Source organism: Rhodobacter sp. 4.3.4, assembly GCF_058724655.1.
The window spans coordinates 1,562,661-1,581,135 of record NZ_CM178967.1 but is presented as its reverse complement, the minus strand read 5'-3'; the positions used below and the strand labels follow the sequence as shown (position 1 = coordinate 1,581,135).

Below are 18,475 nucleotides of genomic sequence, written 5' to 3'. Positions count from 1 at the left end.
GTAATTCAGGCGAAAATGGGAAACAGTTTCGTCAAATTTTGTGCATTTTTCGCCGCCGCGCGAAACCCATGCGGCCAAAACAAAACCGCGCCCCGAGGGGCGCGGTTGCAACACTTCCCGGGGGAAGGGTCTTATTCGTCGTCCGAGGCGGCAGCGCCGACTTCGTCGAAGAGCTCGGCGATTTCGAATTCCGCCGCCGCATCGGCTTCCGCCGCCAGCTGCTGGATCGATTTGCCGGCCGCCTGAATGGCGGCTTCTTCGGCCGAACGGGCGACGTTGATGGTGATCGTCGCCTGGACTTCCGGGTGCAGGATCACGTGCACTTCGTGCAGACCCAGCTCCTTGATCGGGGCTTTCAGCGCCACTTGACGCTTGTCCACCGAGAAGCCGCCCGCGGTGGCCGCTTCGGCGGCGTCGCGCGGCGTGACCGAGCCGTAAAGCGCCCCGGCGTCCGAAGCCGAGCGGATGACCACGAACTTCTGACCTTCAAGCTTGGCGGCGGCCGCTTCGGCTTCTTTCTTGGTCTCGAGGTTGCGGGCTTCCAGCTGCGCCTTGCGGGCTTCGAAGCTCTTGATGTTGGCGTCGTTGGCGCGCAGCGCCTTGCCTTGCGGCAGAAGGAAGTTGCGGGCGTAGCCGTCGCGCACTTTCACCACGTCGCCCATTTGGCCAAGCTTGGCCACACGTTCCAGAAGGATGACTTGCATGTTCAGGTCTCCTTACTTCACGGCATAGGGAAGCAGGGCGAGGAAGCGGGCGCGTTTGATCGCCTGCGCCAGTTCGCGCTGTTTCTTGGCCGAGACGGCGGTGATACGGGCGGGAACGATCTTGCCGCGCTCGCTGATGTAGCGTTGCAGCAGACGAACGTCCTTGTAGTCGATCTTCGGCGCGTTATCGCCCGAGAACGGGCAAACCTTGCGGCGACGGAAGAAGGGTTTGGTAGCCATGGGTCACTCTCCTCGGATCAACGACGCTCGGGACGCGGGCCGCGATCTTCGCGGGGGCCACGGTCGCCGCGCGGGCCACGATCGCCACGGTCGCCACGCTCTTCGCGGTCGCCACGGTCGTCACGCTTCTGCATCTGCACCGAGGGGCCTTCGTCATGGCCGTCGACCTTGATGGTCAGCACGCGCATCACGTCGTCATGCAGACGGGCGAGACGCTCCATCTCCTGCACGGCGGCCGAGGGCGCGTCGGTGCGCAGGAAGCCGTAATGGCCCTTGCGGTTCTTGTTGATCTTGTAGGCCATGGTCTTCACGCCCCAGTATTCGGTGCCGAGGACCTTGCCCCCGTTGTCGCCGATCACGGTCGAGAAGTGTTCGATCAGGCCTTCGGCCTGCGCGTTGGAAAGGTCCTGACGCGCAATGAGGACATGCTCGTAAAGCGGCATGTAGGCTCCTGTTTCACAAGGCGGCTTCATAGGGGGCCAGAACTTCCGCAGCCCACCACGAGAGGCGTCGCCGGTTCATGTCATCGCGGAAGTCCGGGCCTTCTAGGCGCTCCCCCCCCGCAATGCAAGCGAAATCCCCGCCCGGGAGCCCGGCTATTTCCGCCCCGCCAGCACGATGCCGGTCAGGATCAGCCCGAAACCTGCCGCATGGTAAAGGTGCAGCGGTTCCTGCAGGAAGACCGCCGAGAGGATCGCGCCATAGACCGGCAGCAGGTGGATGAACTGCCCCGCCCGCGCCGGGCCTGCCAGCTCCACCGCCTTCGTATAGAAGAGATAGGCCAGAACCGAGGGCACGATGCCGATATAGACCAGCGCCGCGATCGAGGGCGGCGTCCAGACCGGCACCCGGCCCGCGGCGATTTCGAAGGCCAGGAACGGCGCAAGGATCGGCAGCGCCAGCGCGATCTGCACCGCCAGCAGGCCGATGCGGTTCACCTCGGCGGGGAAGGTCTTCAGCCCCATCGTGTAAAGCGCCCAGGCCACCATCGCGGCGAAGATGATCAGATCGCCACGCGCGAAATCCAGCGCCGCCGCCCGTTCCCACGAGCCCTGCAAGATGACGACCGCCACCCCAAGCGTCGAGACGATCAGCCCAAGGATCGCCCAAATCCCAAGCCTCTGGCCCCAGAACAGCGCCCCCAGCGCCATGATCAGCAGCGGAATGGTGGAATTCAAAAGCATCCCGTTCGTCGCGGTCGAGGTCTGCAGCCCCCAATAGACGAGCGAGTTGAAGGCCGCGACGCCGGGCAGCGTCAACAGCAGGATGCGCCCGAAATAGCGCCGGTAAAGCGGCCAGTCCCGGCGCAGCCAGGGCCAGGCAAAGGGCAAAAGCGCGATCAGCGCGATCGACCAGCGCCCGAAGGACAGCGCGATCGGCGGCCACTCGCCGCGCGAGGCGCGGGCAACGATGAAGTTGCCCGCCCAGAACAGCGGCGGCAGCGCCAATACTGCCCAAAGTTTCCAGCCGCCCTTCGTCTCGCCCATGCCCGCCTCCCGCGCTTTGCCTTGGTTTGGGCCGAAATGGCGGCGGGGGCAAGGGGGCGGGGCAAGCGGGCGGGCTATTCAGCCGGGGCCAGCCCGCCCGAAAACGCCTCGCGGCCCTGTTCGCGGGCGTTTTCGAACACCTCCATGCTTTCAAAGACATAGTCGAAGAAGCTGCGCTGCGTCTCGATCTCGATCTCATAGATCTCGATCGGGGCAAAGCGCGGATCGCGCAGGATCCCCGCCGCGATCCAGCGGTTGACCATCAGCATCCGGTCACGCTCGGCGGCATAGATACCGTTGAACGCGACCTCGGTCTTCATGTCCTCGAGCGAAAGCTTGCTGTCGGGCAGCGGCCCCAGCCATTTGCGGTTGACCGGCCGCACGACATGGATGGTGCGGGCGCAGGAGAGTTCGGACAAAAGCACCGGCCGGTAATAGGCGCCATCGAGCGCGCCGAAACCGCCCTCCTGCCCGCCCTCGAAGCCGTATTCGTAAAGCCAAAGCCCGTCGCGCACCGCCTGCGCGGTGATCTTGGTATAGATGGTGCGGCTGCGCCAGCTTTTGCGGCCGCCGGGGGCAATGCCCAGCTGTGCCAGCGCGGAGGGGTTGGCATGGACATATTCGATCCCCTCGCGCGGGTCATAGGCATTGAAAAGAATGCCGATCCCGGTGTCGTTGAAGGCCTGCGCGATCTGCTCAAAAAAGCTGTCGGGGAAGAGCGGCACCAGCGTGCGCGCCGGGGTCAGGCTCATCATCTCCTTGAGCCAGAACACCTCTCCCCCCGCGCGCGAGACCGCATCGAGACTGCGCGCAAGGTTTTGCATCACGTCAAAGGGCCATTCGAACAGCGACGGCCGGAACACCCCGCTTTTGCCAAACAGCGCCATATGCATCAGATCGGCGTCGCGCTGGCCAAAGGGCTGCAGGGTCTCGATCTGCTCGGCCAGATGGGTTTCCAGGCTCTCGCCACCCGCCAGCGCCTGCAGATAGCGCCAGACCCAGTAGATCTGCCCCGAGGTGCAGGAAATCATCCGCGGATGCACGCCCCCTTCCAGCGCCGCCTGCAGGAACCCTGCCCCATGCGCATTGTTGCCCGCCAGCCCGCCAAGCGCAAAGGCCACCTCGGTTTCCGAGGTCCGCGTGACCTTTTCCACGACCGGTTCGGCGGCGGCTTTGGCAGAGGATTTCGGGCCGGTCGCGGCTTTCGGCGCCGCGGCGGGCTTCGGCCTGGCGGCGGCCTCCCGGGCAGCGGCCTTCGCCGCCTCCCGCTGCGCGGCCTCCGCCTTCGCCGCAACCTGGCGGGCGGCCTCTGCGGCAGCCTCTTTCGCGGCGGCTTCCTTCGCTGCCGCCTCAGCTGCCGCGGCGCGATCTGCGGCTTCCTTGGCCGCAGCCTCCCTGGCCGCAGCCTCTTTCTCGGCCGCTTCCTTCGCGGCCGCCTGCTTGGCGGCCAGCGCGGCCTGATCCGTGTCTGGCGCGGCCGGATTGGCGGCCGCCTCCTGCTGCGTCTGATCCTTCGGCGTCGGCTCTGTCATCGAGTCCCCCTGCAGGCATGCACACCAGTTTCACCCGCGCCCCGCCGATTCAGGTCCGGCGGCGGTATCGCGCAGGTTGAGTGTAGCGCTGCTCTGCAGCAAAGTCACCTTCGCAGTTGCAGCATTCAGGGGAGTTCAGCCGACCAGCGCCTGCACGATCCGCGCCAGCCGGGTGGCAAGCTTGCCATAGGGCGGCATCAACGGGTCCAGCACCGCAAAACGGTTCTCAAGCACCGGTTTTTCATGCGAAAATGCCGCAAAGCCCCAGCGCCCATGCGCCGCGCCCAGCCCCGAATGGCCGATCCCGCCAAAGGGCAGATTGAGATGCAGGAAATGCGCCAGCGTCACATTCACGCCGACCGCACCCGAGGTCGTGGCGGCACAGATCCGCGCGATCAGCCGCCGGTCGCGGGCAAAGACATAAAGCGCCAGCGGCTTTTCCCCCGCCTCGATCCCGGCCAGAACAGCGTCCAGATCGTCATAGGCGATCACCGGCAAGACGGGGCCGAAGATTTCCTCGCGCATGAGCCGCGCATCGGCGGGCACATTGGCCAGCACAGTCGGCGCCAGATAGCGGCTGGCCGCCTCGGCCTCGCCGCCCGCGATCAGGGTGGCGCCATGGCCGACAGCCTCGGTGACCATCCCGCGCAGCCGCTCGAAATGTTTCGCGCCAATCAGCCGGGCAAAACTGCGCGAGGCCTGCGGGCGCGCGCCATACATCCGCGCGATCTCGGCGCGTAGCGCCTTGGTGAAGGCCTCTTCCTGCGCGCGGGGGACGAAGACGTGATCGGGGGCGATGCAGGTCTGCCCGGCGTTCTGGAACTTGCCCCAGGCCACCATCCGCGCCGCCTGTTTCAGATCGGCATCGGGGCCAAGGATGACCGGCGACTTGCCGCCCAGCTCCAGCGTGACCGAGGCGAGCGTCTTCGCCGCCGCCGCCATCACCACCTTGCCCACGGCGGGCGAGCCGGTGAAGAAGATATGATCAAAGGGCAGCGCCAGAAGCTCGGTCGCGGTCTCGACACCGCCTTCGACGACAGTGACCAGATCTTCGGGCAGGCAGGCGGCAACGAGTTTCGCGATCAGCGCCGAGGTGGCGGGCGCCAGTTCGGAGGGTTTCACCACCGCCGCATTGCCCGCCGCGATCGCGCTGACAAGGGGGCCAAGCGCCAGACAAAGCGGATAGTTCCAGGGCGCGATGATCAGCACCGTGCCTTTGGGTTCGGGCCGGATCGTCGCGCGGGTGCCGATCATCGAGAGCGTCGGAGCCACCCGCCGCACCCGGGCCCAAGCCTTCAGATGCCGCGAGGTGTGGCGGATCTCTGACAGGATCGGGATGATTTCCGAAATCCGCACCTCGACCGCGGGCTTGCCCAGATCGGCAGCCAAGGCCGCCATGATCTCGGCCTCGCGGGCGCGGATTTCGGACGCCAGCCGCTTGAGCACCGCGCGGCGCCTGGGCACGGTGAACTCGGTCCGCCGCCGGGCATCGCCCGCCCTCAGACGCGCGAAAGCCCCGGCGGCGGCGCTCATGCCTGCACCACGACTTGCCGCTGGCTGCCCAGCCCGGTGATGCCCAGTTCGACCACATCGCCCGGATGCAGGAATTTCGGCGGCTTCATCCCCATGCCAACGCCGGGCGGCGTGCCGGTGGTGACGATGTCACCGGGCTCCAGCGTCATGAACTGGCTCAGATAATGCACAAGGAAAGCAACACCATAGACCATCGTTGCCGTGGTTCCGGTCTGCCGCCGCACGCCGTTCACATTGAGCCACAGATCAAGCGCCTGCGGGTCCCTGATCTCGTCCTTCGTCACCAGCCACGGCCCCAGCGGCGCGAAACTGTCATGGCTCTTGCCCTTGACCCATTGCCCCGCGCGTTCGATCTGGAAGCTGCGCTCGGAGACATCGTTGCAGATCATGTAGCCCGCGACATGGTCCATCGCGTCTTCCAAGGCCACATATTTCGCCCGCGTGCCGATCACGAAAGCCAGCTCCACCTCCCAGTCGAGCTTCTCCGAGCCGCGCGGCGCCTCGACATCGTCATCGGGGCCGCAGATCGCCGAGGTCGCCTTCATGAAGACGACGGGCTCGGGCGGCACGGTCAGCCCGGCCTCCTCGGCGTGATCGGCATAGTTCAGACCGATCGCGATCAGCTTGCCCGTCCCGGCAACCGGGGCGCCCAGACGCACCCCCTCGGGAATGATCGGCAGCTTGCCCGCATCGGTCCAGAACAGTTTCGACAGGCCTTCCTCGCTCAGCGCCTTGCCGTCGATATCACGCACCACGCGCGACAGATCACGGATCGTGCCGTCGACGTGCAGGAGACCGGGCTTCTCGGCGCCCTTCTCTCCAAAGCGAACCAGTTTCATCGCAACTCCCGATATTCCAATCTGCCGTCTCGTCGCATCGGCCAGACGCACAATCTGCGATAGGCGGCGGGGCCAGAGCAAGAGAAAGCCCGGGGCCGCCCCGGGCCAGAGGTGATGCTTTTTGTCGCAGGCCTGCAGCGGCGGGGGTCTCGGGCGCCCGGGCGCCGGCCCTCTGCGCCACCGCATCGGGCAGCGCAGGCGCCGCAGGCCCGATCCCGCACCACCACCGCCCCGGACGGCGCAGACGGATGCGGCAGGCCCCCCTCAAGGACAGGCGGCATGTCGTGGAAAATCAAAAGGATGGGACGGGCCTTGGCCGCAGATCCGGGCGCGGCTGCCGCAGCCGGTGGCTTTCGTGGCCCCCTGCGCGGCGGCCGGTTCCGCACCAAGGAACCCCGTCGCACCGAAGGCCGCCGCCCGTGCCACCGCGACGCCCTGTCGCTGCCCGCCCGCAAGCGTTTTCGCCCCTGTTCGACCGTCTCGCGCGGCATCAGGCCGGGTGCCGAAAGGGTTTCGCGGCACATGCCCGGCCGGGCAGGACGGCTATGCCTTGACCCTTCGGAGCGGACTGGGAATGATCGCGCCACGCAAGGCGGGATCTTCCCGACTCAGCCGCAAGGACCGCAGTGATGTTGAACCCGTCCGAATTTCCGCAGCCGATGGCGGGTCCTCTGGCCGAACACCGACCGCTGGGCGTGCTGCACAAGGGCTATTCGGGTCAGGTCTTCCACATCGCCGCCACCGATCATTCCGTCAGCCTGCCCGCGGCGGAAATGGAGCGGCGCCTGATCGAGCTTGGCTTCATCGAGGGCGCCCGGGTGACGATCCTGCATGAGGGGCTTTTCGGGCGCGACCCGATCGCGGTAAGGGTGAATGGCACCACTGTCGCGCTGCGCCGCCGCGAGGCGATGGCGATTCTCGTATCCTGAGCCCGATGCCCGCACCCGATCTCTACCGCCTCGCCCTTGTCGGGCCGCCCAATTGCGGCAAGACCTCGCTGTTCAACGCGCTGACCGGCGCGCGACAAAAGGTCGGCAACTATGCCGGCGTCACCGTCGAGCGCAAGCTGGGCCTGTTTACCACCCCCGGCGCGCGGCGCATCGCGTTGACCGACCTGCCCGGCACGCACAGCCTGCGCGCGCGCTCGCCCGACGAGGCGGTGACGCGCGATGTCGTCCTTGGCCGCCATCCGGCCGAACCCGCGCCGCAGCTGATGCTGGTCGTCGTCGATGCCGTCGCGCCACGCTCGGGGCTGCGGCTGGCGATGGAGCTGGTGGCGACCGGCCTGCCGATGATCGTCGTTTTGAACATGATCGACATTGCCCGGCACCGGAAGATCGAGATCGACCGCGCCGCGTTGCAGGCGGAACTGGGCGTGCCGGTCGTCAGCTCGACCGCGGTGCGCAAGGGCGGGCTGGACGCGCTTCTGGCCACGCTCGACGCGACGCTGGCCGAGGGCGTGCCCGAAGCCGGACCGAACCTCTGGGCGCCGCCTGACGCGGCCGATCTGCGGCTCAGCCACCGTGCCGCCGACAGGCTGATCGCCCGCGCGGTGACGCTGCCGCCCGAACATGACACGCTGACCCATCGCATCGACCGGCTGCTGCTGCATCCGGTCTTCGGGCTGGTTTTCCTGCTTGGCCTTCTGTTCGTGATGTTTCAGGCGGTGTTCAGCGGCGCCGCGCCGCTGATGGATCTGATCGACGCCAGTTTCGGCGCCGCGGCCGATCTGATCCGCGCCCATCTGCCCGCGGGGCTGGTGCAAAGTTTCCTTGTCGATGCGGTGATCGGCGGCGTCGGCGGGGTGGTGATCTTCCTGCCGCAGATCGTGATCCTGTTCCTGTTCATCCTGCTTCTGGAAGACCTTGGCTACATGGCGCGGGCGGCCTTTCTGATGGACCGGATCATGGGCGGCGCCGGGCTGCATGGCCGGGCCTTCATCCCGCTGCTGTCCTCTTTCGCCTGCGCCATTCCGGGCATCATGGCGACGCGCGTCATCGACAATCCGCGCGACCGGCTGACCACCATCCTTGTGGCGCCGCTGATGACCTGTTCGGCGCGGATCCCGGTCTATACGCTGATCGTCTCGGCCTTCATTCCGGCGCGTTCGATCCTTGGCATCTTCAACCTGCAAGGGCTTGTGATGTTTGGACTTTACGGCGCGGGGATCGTCTCGGCGCTGGCCGTTTCCGCCGCGGCGAAGTTCGTTTTCGCGCGCGGCGAGCCCTCGCCGCCCTTCATGCTTGATCTGCCCGATTACAAGATCCCGCAGCCGCGCTCGGTGCTGATCGGGCTTCTCACCCGCGCCTCGGCCTTCCTCAAACGCGCGGGCACGACGATCTTCACCATGACCGTGGTGATCTGGGCGCTTGCCAGCTTCCCGCAACCGCCCGCGGGCGCCACCGAACCGGCGATCCTGTACAGCTTCGCCGCCGGGATCGGCAAATTGCTCGAACCGGTCCTGGCGCCGATCGGCTTCAACTGGCAGATGGCGGTGGCGATCGTCCCCGCGATGGCGGCGCGCGAGATCGCCGTGGCCGGGCTGGCCACCGTTTACGCCGTGTCCGGGGGCGGCGGCGAGGCGGTGCTGGGCACGCTTCTTTCGGCGCAATGGAGCCTTGCCACGGCGCTTTCCTTCCTTGTCTGGTTCATCTTCGCGCCGCAATGTATCTCGACCTTGGCGGTGATCCGGCGCGAGACGGGATCGGGCAAATGGATGTGGGTGACGGTTGCCTACATGTTCGCCCTGGCCTGGGTGGCGTGTTTCGTCACCTATCATCTGGCGGTGGCGCTCGGCTGGGGCTGAGGCGCTAGCCCTCGACCAGGACCGGCACCGGCAGGGGATATTCCTGCAAATTCGCCCCCGGCCCGATCCGGTCCACCACGGCATAACGCCCGGGGGCGCCGATCGGCGCCAGCACCCCATGCCAGCAGTTGCGCAGGATATTCACCCCCTGCCCCGGCACGGTCAGAAAGGCGCGCAACCGCACCGGCACGCCGCCCGCATCCTCGGCCACGCAGACCAGAAACGGCACACCATCCAGCGGCAGAAAGGCCTGCGAGCCCAGCGGATGACGCTCGAGCAGATCCAGAACAAGGGGCAGCGCCCGCGCCTGCGCCGCGAAGAGCGAAATCCCCGCCCGGCCCTCGGCATCGAAATCAAGCCGCGCCAGATCGTGATGGCGCCCGCAAAGCCCGGCATTGATCAGCCGGTCGGGCGGCCCCAGCACGTCGATCAGATCGCCGAAAGGCGCGAAGGCCTCGGCCGTCAGGGGCTCGATCTTCAGCCGGTCCATCGCTTCCTCCGCAGCCATCCCCGCGCAGGAAAGGCGCAAAATCGGGCAAGTGCAAGGGGCGACGCCGCCCCGTCGCTTTTGCGCTGGAGACGCCGCCCGCGCCCCGCTAGCCTGAGCGAAAGGAGATATGCATGGATGCCGCACTGATCTGGGACTGGGCCACATTCGCGATGCGCTGGCTGCATGTCGTCACCGCCATCGCCTGGATCGGTTCGTCCTTCTATTTCATCGCGCTTGATCTCGGGCTGCGCTCTGCCCCCGATCTGCCCAAGGGCGCCGCGGGCGAGGAATGGCAGGTGCATGGCGGCGGCTTTTATCACATCCGCAAATATCTGGTCGCGCCCGCGCGGATGCCCGAGCATCTGACCTGGTTCAAATGGGAAAGCTATGCCACATGGCTTTCTGGCGCGGCGCTGCTGATGCTCGTCTATTGGCACCGGGCGGATCTGTTCCTGATCGATCCGGCCAAGATCGCCTGGGCGCCCTGGCAGGGCATGGCGCTTTCGGCGGCCTCGCTGGGCTTGGGCTGGCTGATCTATGATGCCGCCTGCAAATCGCCCTTGGGCAATTACCCGGTGGCTTTCATGGCGGCTCTGCTCGTGGCGCTGACCGGCATGGCCTGGGGCTATGGGCAGATATTCACCGACCGCGCCGCCTTTCTGCATCTGGGCGCCTATACCGCCACGATCATGACGGCGAATGTGTTTTTGATCATCATTCCGAACCAGAAGATCGTGGTGGCCGAGTTGATGGCGGGCCGCGCCCCCGATCCGAAATACGGGAAAATCGCCAAGCTGCGCTCGATGCACAACAATTACCTGACGCTGCCGGTGGTGTTCTTCATGCTGTCGAACCACGCGCCGCTTGCTTTTGCGACGAGCTGGGCCTGGGTCATCGCGGCGCTGGTCTTCCTGATGGGGGTGACGATCCGGCATTGGTTCAACAGCCGCCACGCGCGCAAGCCAGCGCCGTATTGGACGATCCCGGCGACTTTGCTGCTTTTTGGCCTCTGCGTCTGGCTGTCGACCCTTGGCCCGAAGGACACCCCCGAGGCAGAGGCGGCGCTTTCCGGCACGGCTTTGCAGTTTGCCCAAGCCCCGGGGTTTGATGAGGTCGCAAGCCTTGTCACCGCGAACTGCGCCATGTGCCACACGCGCGAACCGGCCTACGAGGGGATGCTGGCCGCGCCGAAAGGTCTGCTTCTCGACACGCCCGAGGCGGTGGCGCGGGCGGCGGAACCCGTCTTCATCTTCGCCGGGCTGACGACGGCGATGCCGCCCGGCGCAGCGAATGTCATGACGCCCGAGGACCGCGCCGCGATCCGCGCCTGGTATCGCGCCGGGGCGGAAGCCGAGCTGGCGCGGAACTGACCACCGCTCGGACGCGGCTACGCCGCGATCAGATGAAAGAAGCTGCCCGTCACATGGCCCCGCGTCGATCCGGTCTCGGGCACCGGAGCGCCCGCCGCATCGCAGACCTTCGCCAAGGGCGCATCGGGTTGATCAAGGATCGTCGAATAATGGAACTCGTGCCCGTAAAGCCTTGATCCCGCGTCATATCCCGGCACAGGCGCCAGCAGATCCGCCGACCGGTAGCCCAGATGCAAGCGCCGCTTTTCATAGCTGGTGACCAGCCCCAGAAGCCCCGCCATCGCATGCGCCCTGCCCTCGGCATCGACCAGCGACGCCCCCAGAACCATGTAGCCGCCGCATTCGCCATGCACCGGTTTCGTCTCGGCGAAGGCGCGCAAGCCCGCCTTGAACCGCGTGGCCGCGGCAATCCGACCGGCGTGCAATTCGGGATAGCCGCCCGGCAGCCAGACCAGATCGGCCGAGGCATCGGGCGCCTGATCGGCCAGGGGCGAGAACGGCAGCACCGTCACCCCCGCCCGCCGCCAGGCCTCGAGCATATGCGGATAGACAAAGGAAAAGGCGGCGTCGCGGGCCAGCGCGATCCGCCCCGCGGGCGGCACCGGCCAGGCCCCGGCCCCGGGCGCGGGACCCGCGCCCGCCGCCGACAAAAGCGCGTCCAGATCCACATGGGCGGCGACAAACTCGGCCAGCGCGTCAAGCGTCGCGTCAAGCCCCGCCTGTTCCTCGGCCTGTACCAGACCCAGATGCCGCTCGGGCAGGGTCAGATCCGACCGGCGCGGCAGCGCGCCCAGAACCGGCAGGCCGAGCCGGTCCATCTCGGCGCGGATCATCGCCTCGTGCCGCGGGCTGGCGACATGGTTCAGGATCACCCCCGCCAGGGGCGGCGCCTCGGGGTGGCGGGCAAAGCCAAGCGCGGTGGCCGCCGCCGACTGCCCCTGCCCCTTGACGTCGAGCACCAGAACGACGGGCCAGCCAAACATCCGCGCGATTTCGGCACTGGCGCCGCGCCCGCACCGGCCCGGATCGGGCGGGCCGTCATAAAGCCCCATCGCGCCTTCGAAAATCACCAGATCGGCCCCCGCCGCCTGCCCCGCCAGCGTGTCCAGCAAGGCCCGGTCCATCGCCCAGCCATCCAGATTGAAACTCGGCCGCCCGGCGGCGGCGGCGTGAAAGGCGGGGTCGATATAGTCGGGACCGTTCTTGAACGGCTGCACACGCAGCCCCCGCCGGGTCAGCGCCCGCAAAAGCCCCAGCGTCAGCGTTGTCTTGCCAGACCCCGAGGCGGGGGCGGCAATCGCAAGCCCTTTCGGTCCCTCGCTCATCTTTCCCCTCCCGTGCCGACGCGCCCTGATGCGGCGCGGGGGCGGGCCTTGTCAAGCCGCGCCCGCGCCTCGGCGGCGGCCCGGATCAGCGAGATCAGCCGCCAGCCGCCATGCGAGAGCTTGCCAAAGGGCAGGCACAGCGCCGCCCCCGCCACCGTGCCCAGATGCAGCGCCAGCAACAGCCCCATCGCCGGGCTGTCGCGCAGCGCCAGAAGCGCCAGCCCCGTCCCCGCAAGCGTCGCCAGTTGCAGGCGAAGGAAGCGGTCGGACCGCGCCATCGCGGGGGTCTTCAGCGGATCGGGGCGCAGCCACATCAGCGCCAGCCCCGCCAGCATCGCAACGCCGCCAGATGTTCCGAAGATCACCGGCGCGCTGAGCCAGGGATAGGGCGCAGGCTGGCCCAGCTTGTGCAGCACGAACCCGGCGAGCGTGGCCAGAAAGGTCAGCCCGAAGCCGCCCGCCAGCAGATGATGCGCAACCCGGCGCAGCCGCCCGGCGGGGCCGTGGCGATCTTCGCAATCGCCAAGGTTGCGCAGGCTCAGCGCCGCGATCAGCCCCTCGCGCAAGGCACGCCCGTCAACCGGCACCGGCCCGCGCCCGGCCCGCCAGAACAGCGCCAGCCGCAACAGCAGCACAAGCGCGGCAAATCCCATCACCGCCGCCGTCGCCCCCGCCATCACCGGATGCGGGATCAGCGCGTAAAAGGCGCCGGGGCCGGTGTGGCTGGAAAAGACCCGCTCGAGCGGTTGCAGGATCAGCAGCAAAAGCGGCGGCAGAACGCAGCCAAGCGCAAAGACGGCTTTCGCAAGGCCCAACGGCTCGCGGTAGTCGGCACGGCGCAGGGCAGAGAGCGTCGCGGGCAGGTTGACCGCAAAGGCATGCGGGGCGGCATATTGGCAATCATGCAGGCAGGACCGGCAATCGTGGCACAGATGCGCCAGATGGCGCAGATCGCCCCGGGTCAGATCGGGGCGGCCCTGCGCGGCGGGAAAGACGGCGCAAAGCCCGGTGCAAAAGCCGCAACTGTTGCACAGGTTGAGCGCCCGTTTCGCCTCGGCAAAGGGGTCGGTCCCGGGCGCGGGCGGGACGGAGATTGGCGGGCGCGGCTGCGGCCGCGAACGGACCTTTGGCGCAAGCTTGGCCGCCGCGCGCCCGGCGATGCGGCCGAAGACGGCGGCGATGGTCAGCCCCGCGCCCGACAGATAACCCTGCCCCAGGATCGCCCCGCAAATATTTGTTCCGGCTGCGAAAAGTCGCGGCGCGACGGCGGTGGCCAGGCGCACCCGGGCGGTGGCGTCCACCACCAGCCCGTAGCGGGTGAAGCCGATGCCGGGGATCATCGGCAGCGCGTGGAAGGGCGCGACCAGCGGCGCCATCTCGCCCGTGCGCGGCGGATCGAGCGGGCGGTTCAGCGTCTGCGCCAGCCCCGAAGGGTCGATGCCGCACAGCGCCGCCAAAGCCTCGGGGGTTTCGGCGCAAAGCGGCGGATAGGCCATCGGCGGCAGCTTGCCCGCCGCCTCGGCGCCCAGAATGATCCAGGCGCGCGGATCGGGACGGGCAAGCAGCTTGCGCGCCCAGACCGAATGCCGCTCGGGGCCTCTGACCGCGCCTTCATCGGCGAAGCGGCGGCCATCGGCGCCGACGACGATCCCGTGCTGCATCCCGTCCACCCGGCTGACGATGCCCGCATCGTGGAAGGGCGCGCGCGGATCGACGGCGACGACATGGCCATCGCCGGGCAATCCCGCCACTGAGGCGCCTTGCGCAAGCGCCTGCAACAGCGGGCCGCCCAGCTGTTCGGGCGTGCCGCGGTTGGCGATGTGATCGGCGCGGGCGCCATGCGTCTGCGCCAGCCAGGCGCGGTTCGCCCCGATGCCGCCCGAGGCCAGAACCAGCGCCTGCGCGGTGATCCGATGCGGGCCGATCGCGACACTCAGCGGGCCGTCATGCGCCGGATCGAGGGCCTCGGGCGGCAGCTGATCCAGCGCGATCCCGGCGCGGATCTCGACGCCCAGGCGCCGCGCCCGGGCCAGAAGCGCATTCGTCAAGGCCTGCCCGCCGCCGCGCAAAAACACCGTGCGGCGAGAATAGGGCAGATTGCCCTCGGCCCAGGGTTCCAGCCGCACGCCCTGCGCCAAAAGCCAGTCCGCCAGATCGCGCGAGCCTTCGGCCAGCACCTTGGCCAAAGCGGGATCACCCGCGCCGACACGCAGCAGATCGCGCTCGAACTCCTCGGCCGGGTAGCTGTCGCGCTGAAACGGCGTCTCGGTGTCCGAGGCGATGCGGATGTTGCGCCCGTGCCTTGCATTGCCGCCCAGCCTTTCGGGCGGCGCGGCATCCAGAACCAGCACCGAAGCGCCCGCCCGCGCCGCCTCGATCGCGGCGCAAAGCCCGGCCAGCCCCGCACCGATGACAAGGACACCGACCGAGGCGGGCAAGGGGGGCTGGGGGGCGGGCGTCTGATCCATGACAGCAGGGTAACGCAAGGCGCGGGCCAGGAAAACCGGGCTAACGCCGGGTCCAGCCCGCCATCTGCGCCGCAAGATCGTCGCGCGTCTTCGGCAGCGCCGCCTCGGGGGCGAGAAGGCCGTGATCGCGCGCCATCAGCGCAAGGTCGATCACCAGAGGCGGACGCAGCCCCACCTGTGCCAGCGTCGCGCGGTCGGAAAGCACGGCCTCGGCCGCCCCCTCGGCCAGAACGCGACCGGCGCGGAAGAGCGCCACCCGGTCGGCCAAAGCGGCGGCCAGTTCGACATCATGGGTGGAAAAGACCAGCGTCATGCCCGCGGCGCGCAGCCCGCGCAGCAGGGTCAGAAGCTGCTCGGTCCCCGCCAGATCAAGCCCGGCGGTGGGTTCATCGAGCAACAGCACCTCGGGGCGCATCGCCACCGCGCCCGCAATCGCCACCCGCCGCTTCTGCCCGCCCGAAAGCATGTGGGTCGGCCGGTCGCGCAGATCGGAAATCGACAGCGCCGCAAGCGCTTCTTCAACCCGGGCGCGGGCCTCGGCTTCGGACAGACCCATGTTCAGCGGCCCGAAAGAGACATCCTCGAAAACCGTCGCGGCAAACAGCTGGTCATCGGCATCCTGCAGCACCAGACCGACGCGGCGGCGCCAGTCGGTCAGATCCTTGCGCGAATGGCCGGTGGCGGTGCCGCCCAGCAGAACCCGGCCCGATTGCGGGCGCAACGTGCCGTTCAGATGCAAAAGCAGCGTCGATTTCCCGGCGCCATTCGGGCCAAGGATGGCCAGGCTTTCGCCCTGCGGCACGGCAAGCGACAGATCATCAAGCGCTTTCACGCCGCCCGGGAAAACGTAGGTCAGGGCCTCGGCGGCCAGGATCGGGGTCACAGCAACACTCCGGCCGCAAGGATCGCGGCTTGCAGGGTCAGGATCAGGCCGAGCACAAGGGGCGAGGCCGCGGGCCGGGTGGAGAGGACGCGCATCTCGCCCTGCCAGTTGCGCGCGCCAAGCCCGGTTTCCAGACGCCGGGCGCGGGCCAGCGCGCGCGGCAAAAGCGCCGCGATCACCTGCGCACTCGACCGCAGCCAGCGCCGCCGGGTGGCATGGCCGAGGCGGGCGCGCTGCGCGGTGGTCATCGCCGCGGCTTCCTCGGCCAGAATGAAAACAAAGCGATAGGTCAAAAGCGCGATCTCGATGAGTTCTGCCGGCACGCGCCAGCGACGCAGACCGGAGAGCAGATCGGCGGCGGGCGTGGTGGTGGCCAGGAAAAGAAGGCAGCAGGTCGCGGCCGTGGCGCGCATCACCAGGGCGGCGGCCTTGGCCGGGCCGTCCGGGGCAAGCGCGATGCCCTCCGGTCCGATCTGGAGCAGAAGCACCGCCGCCCCGGTGGTCAGAAACCCCAGCGGCAGCACTGCGACCGAGGCCCAGAAGCGCAAAGGCACCCGGGCGCCCAGAAAGGTGAAGGCCAGGATCGCGCCCGTGACCAGAACCGCCCCGGGAAAGGGCGGCACGGTCACGGCCAAAGCCAGAAACCCAAGACCGATCAGGCTTTTCTCGGCCAGCGGGCGGTTGCGCCAGCGGCCTTGCGCGGCGACCCGATCGATCGAGGCGAGGCTCATTCTGCGGGGACGGACCGGGCGGCGGGGGCGTTTTCCTCGCGGGCCTTGGTGGCGCCCTGACGGCGCCCGATCACCAGCCCCACGACAAAGGCGCCAAGCGCCGCCTGCAGCGCGAAGAACAGGCTTTCAACCTCGCCGCTCGGCGGCTCCCAAAGCGGATCGGCCCAGGGGGCAAAGCCCGGCACGGTCGCCTCGATCAGCTCGGCCGCCTGCCCGTCGGCGCCGCCGAATTCGCCGCCCATCAGAAGCGGCACCACCACCAGCGCCACGGTTCCGGCCAGCAGCCACAAAGTCCGTTTGCTGCTCATCAGCGTGCCTCCCCGGCCAGAATGCGCAATTTGTCCTTGTCATCGACCTTGCCCGCCAGGGCATCGACGACGATCACGGTCAGGAAGCCCTCGGCAATCGCCAGCGGGATCTGCGTCAGCGCGAAGACCGAGCCGAATTTCACCGCCGCGCCCATGAAGCCAGAGGCCGGATCGGGGTAAGCCAGCGCCAGCTGCAGCGAGGTGGTCACATAGGTCGCCAGATCGCCCAGGAACGCGGCCAGAAACACCGCCACCGCCATCGAGGCCCCGGCCTTGCCCGCCAGTTTATAGACGCCAAAGGCCACCCAGGGCCCGACGATTGCCATGGAAAAGGCGTTGGCGCCCAGCGTCGTCAGACCGCCATGGGCAAGCAGAAGCGCCTGAAACAGCAGCACGATCACCCCAAGCACCGCCATGACCGAGGGGCCGAAGACAACCGCGCCCAGCCCGGTGCCGGTCGGGTGCGAACACGAGCCGGTGACGGAGGGGATTTTCAGCGCCGAGAGCACGAAGGCAAAGGCCCCCGCGGCGGCAAGGGTCATCCGGGCCTCAGGACGCTCGGCGACGATCTTGCGGATCTTCACCGCGCCCGCGACGACGAAGGGGGCGGCGGCAAGGGACCAGCCAATGGCATGGGTGACGGGCAGATAGCCCTCCATGATATGCATGCGAACAACTCCACATCGAACGCGCCGCTTTCGGATTGACCGGAGACACCCCGCCCCGGGAAGGCTTGCGACGCCAGAGCGATGGCAGGTCTCCTGACTTGCGGTTCGATCAACTCGGGTCACCTTCCCGGCCAGTCTCCCCGGTGGATCGGGGGGGCCAGTGGCATTCGACCGTCGTCTCGCCGCTCACAGTTGCGGGGGCAGCCACGGATTAGGCCCCTGATGGGTAATCCTCACCGTGTTCCCTATTAATCCCGTCCAGTTGGGAACCATCGCCCGTTGGAGTAGCCCCGCGACGGGGCGAGGTCAAGGCCGGGAAGCGTCACGCCTTGGGCGCATTGCGACGCAGCAGGTAGATATCCATCACCCAGCCATGGCGGGCGCGCAGATCGGCCCGGGCCTGCAGGATCTGCGCCGTGACCTCGGCCAGCGGCCCTGAAATCAGCACCTCCTCGGGCATGGCCACACAGGCGCCCCAGAAGATCGTCAGCCCGTCGGGCGGCAGGCTCTGGAAGGAACACTCGCCATCGAGCATCGCAACGACCGTATCGGTGCCCGCGGGCCAGCCGTGGTCACGCAATTGCCGCCCCGTCGTGATCATCACCGGGGCGCCGATCTCGTTCAGGGGGATCGCATGGGCGGCACACAGCGCCTGGATCGCGGTGATGCCGGGGATGACCCTTGTGGTCAGATCAAGGCGGGATTTGAGGCGTTCCGCGATGCGCAAGGTGCTGTCGTAAAGCGAGGGATCGCCCCAGACCAGCAGCGCCACCCGACCGCCAAGCCCCGGAACATGCGCGGAGATCTCCGCCAGCCAGGCCTCGGCGATGGCATCGTGCCAGTCGTCCACGCCCTTGCGATAGGAAGGGTTCGACGCATCGCGCACGGGCAGCGCGAACTCGACCACTTTCGTTGCCGGGTTGGTCAGATGCGCGGCGCAGATCTGACGGCGCAGCCCGGCCAGATCGGATTTGTCCGCGCCCTTGAGCGGGATCAGGATCAGATCGGCGGCATTCATCGCATCGACCGCCTGCCCGGTGATGTGGCGCGGATTGCCGGTGCCAATGCCGATCAGGGAAAGCTCGATCATC

18 protein-coding genes and 1 riboswitch are annotated in these 18,475 nt (G+C 68.0%); of the genes, 3 read left to right on the top strand and 15 right to left on the bottom strand.

Annotated features, from left to right (window positions below; translation table 11 throughout):
* Positions 1 to 131: 131 nt before the first annotated feature.
* From rplI to AC4PTB_RS07630, 7 genes are all read right to left on the bottom strand, one after another.
* Positions 132 to 704 carry a 50S ribosomal protein L9 gene (gene rplI / locus AC4PTB_RS07660; protein ID WP_492192420.1) on the bottom strand — a complete coding sequence of 191 codons (573 nt, stop codon included), beginning with the start codon at positions 702 to 704 and terminating at the stop codon, positions 132 to 134.
* Positions 705 to 716: 12 nt separating this feature from the next.
* Positions 717 to 944, bottom strand: coding sequence for a 30S ribosomal protein S18 (gene rpsR / locus AC4PTB_RS07655; protein ID WP_013067733.1), 228 nt, complete (start codon positions 942 to 944; stop codon positions 717 to 719).
* A 17-nt stretch (positions 945 to 961) separates the two neighbouring features.
* Complete coding sequence (gene rpsF / locus AC4PTB_RS07650; protein ID WP_492192419.1) at positions 962 to 1,387, bottom strand: 30S ribosomal protein S6; 426 nt, start codon at positions 1,385 to 1,387, stop codon at positions 962 to 964.
* 153 nt (positions 1,388 to 1,540) lie between these two features.
* A complete protein-coding gene (locus AC4PTB_RS07645) occupies positions 1,541 to 2,431 on the bottom strand; it encodes a DMT family transporter (protein ID WP_492192418.1) in 891 nt (296 codons plus the stop codon).
* A gap of 74 nt (positions 2,432 to 2,505) precedes the next feature.
* Entirely contained in the window at positions 2,506 to 3,963 is a 1,458-nt protein-coding gene (locus AC4PTB_RS07640) for a hypothetical protein (protein WP_492192417.1), read from the bottom strand.
* A gap of 135 nt (positions 3,964 to 4,098) precedes the next feature.
* Positions 4,099 to 5,496: an aldehyde dehydrogenase family protein gene (locus AC4PTB_RS07635; RefSeq protein ID WP_492192416.1), complete on the bottom strand. Its 1,398-nt coding sequence runs from the start codon at positions 5,494 to 5,496 to the stop codon at positions 4,099 to 4,101.
* Complete coding sequence (locus AC4PTB_RS07630; protein WP_492192415.1) at positions 5,493 to 6,335, bottom strand: fumarylacetoacetate hydrolase family protein; 843 nt, start codon at positions 6,333 to 6,335, stop codon at positions 5,493 to 5,495. The genes AC4PTB_RS07635 and AC4PTB_RS07630 overlap by 4 nt, the downstream gene beginning before the upstream one ends.
* Before the next feature lie 629 nt (positions 6,336 to 6,964).
* On the opposite strand from AC4PTB_RS07630, the gene AC4PTB_RS07625 reads away from it, so the two are divergent.
* Positions 6,965 to 7,264: a FeoA family protein gene (locus tag AC4PTB_RS07625; RefSeq protein WP_492192414.1), complete on the top strand. Its 300-nt coding sequence runs from the start codon at positions 6,965 to 6,967 to the stop codon at positions 7,262 to 7,264.
* Between the two features lie 5 nt (positions 7,265 to 7,269).
* Positions 7,270 to 9,141 (top strand): ferrous iron transporter B, encoded by a 1,872-nt coding sequence (gene feoB / locus AC4PTB_RS07620; protein WP_492192413.1) that lies wholly within the window; start codon positions 7,270 to 7,272, stop codon positions 9,139 to 9,141.
* Positions 9,142 to 9,145: 4 nt separating this feature from the next.
* On the opposite strand, the gene AC4PTB_RS07615 is transcribed toward feoB, so the two are convergent.
* Positions 9,146 to 9,631, bottom strand: coding sequence for an ureidoglycolate lyase (locus AC4PTB_RS07615; RefSeq protein WP_492192412.1), 486 nt, complete (start codon positions 9,629 to 9,631; stop codon positions 9,146 to 9,148).
* A 131-nt stretch (positions 9,632 to 9,762) separates the two neighbouring features.
* Between AC4PTB_RS07615 and AC4PTB_RS07610 the strand changes: the two genes are divergently transcribed.
* The gene (locus AC4PTB_RS07610) at positions 9,763 to 11,001 is read left to right on the top strand and encodes a urate hydroxylase PuuD (protein WP_492192411.1); all 1,239 of its coding nucleotides are present in this window, start codon (positions 9,763 to 9,765) and stop codon (positions 10,999 to 11,001) included.
* Between the two features lie 17 nt (positions 11,002 to 11,018).
* Here AC4PTB_RS07610 and AC4PTB_RS07605 read toward each other — a convergent pair whose 3' ends face one another.
* The 7 genes from AC4PTB_RS07605 to cobF all read right to left on the bottom strand — a co-directional run bounded on the left by AC4PTB_RS07605 (position 11,019) and on the right by cobF (position 18,474).
* A complete protein-coding gene (locus AC4PTB_RS07605) occupies positions 11,019 to 12,326 on the bottom strand; it encodes a cobyrinic acid a,c-diamide synthase CobB (RefSeq protein ID WP_492192410.1) in 1,308 nt (435 codons plus the stop codon).
* Positions 12,323 to 14,794, bottom strand: a complete 2,472-nt coding sequence (tcuA, locus tag AC4PTB_RS07600) for an FAD-dependent tricarballylate dehydrogenase TcuA (protein WP_492192409.1) — start codon at positions 14,792 to 14,794, stop codon at positions 12,323 to 12,325. The genes AC4PTB_RS07605 and tcuA overlap by 4 nt, the downstream gene beginning before the upstream one ends.
* A 40-nt stretch (positions 14,795 to 14,834) precedes the next feature.
* Positions 14,835 to 15,677, bottom strand: coding sequence for an energy-coupling factor ABC transporter ATP-binding protein (locus AC4PTB_RS07595; RefSeq protein ID WP_492192408.1), 843 nt, complete (start codon positions 15,675 to 15,677; stop codon positions 14,835 to 14,837).
* A complete protein-coding gene (gene cbiQ, locus AC4PTB_RS07590) occupies positions 15,674 to 16,408 on the bottom strand; it encodes a cobalt ECF transporter T component CbiQ (RefSeq protein WP_492192407.1) in 735 nt (244 codons plus the stop codon). The genes AC4PTB_RS07595 and cbiQ overlap by 4 nt, the downstream gene beginning before the upstream one ends.
* Positions 16,405 to 16,716 carry an energy-coupling factor ABC transporter substrate-binding protein gene (locus AC4PTB_RS07585; protein ID WP_492192406.1) on the bottom strand — a complete coding sequence of 104 codons (312 nt, stop codon included), beginning with the start codon at positions 16,714 to 16,716 and terminating at the stop codon, positions 16,405 to 16,407. The genes cbiQ and AC4PTB_RS07585 overlap by 4 nt, the downstream gene beginning before the upstream one ends.
* Complete coding sequence (locus AC4PTB_RS07580; protein WP_492192405.1) at positions 16,716 to 17,384, bottom strand: energy-coupling factor ABC transporter permease; 669 nt, start codon at positions 17,382 to 17,384, stop codon at positions 16,716 to 16,718. Before AC4PTB_RS07580 ends, AC4PTB_RS07585 begins: the two co-directional genes overlap by 1 nt.
* A gap of 66 nt (positions 17,385 to 17,450) precedes the next feature.
* Positions 17,451 to 17,673, bottom strand: a riboswitch (cobalamin riboswitch).
* A gap of 33 nt (positions 17,674 to 17,706) precedes the next feature.
* On the bottom strand, positions 17,707 to 18,474 hold the full coding sequence (gene cobF / locus AC4PTB_RS07575; protein WP_492192404.1) for a precorrin-6A synthase (deacetylating): 768 nt from the start codon (positions 18,472 to 18,474) through the stop codon (positions 17,707 to 17,709).
* Position 18,475 lies beyond the last annotated feature (1 nt).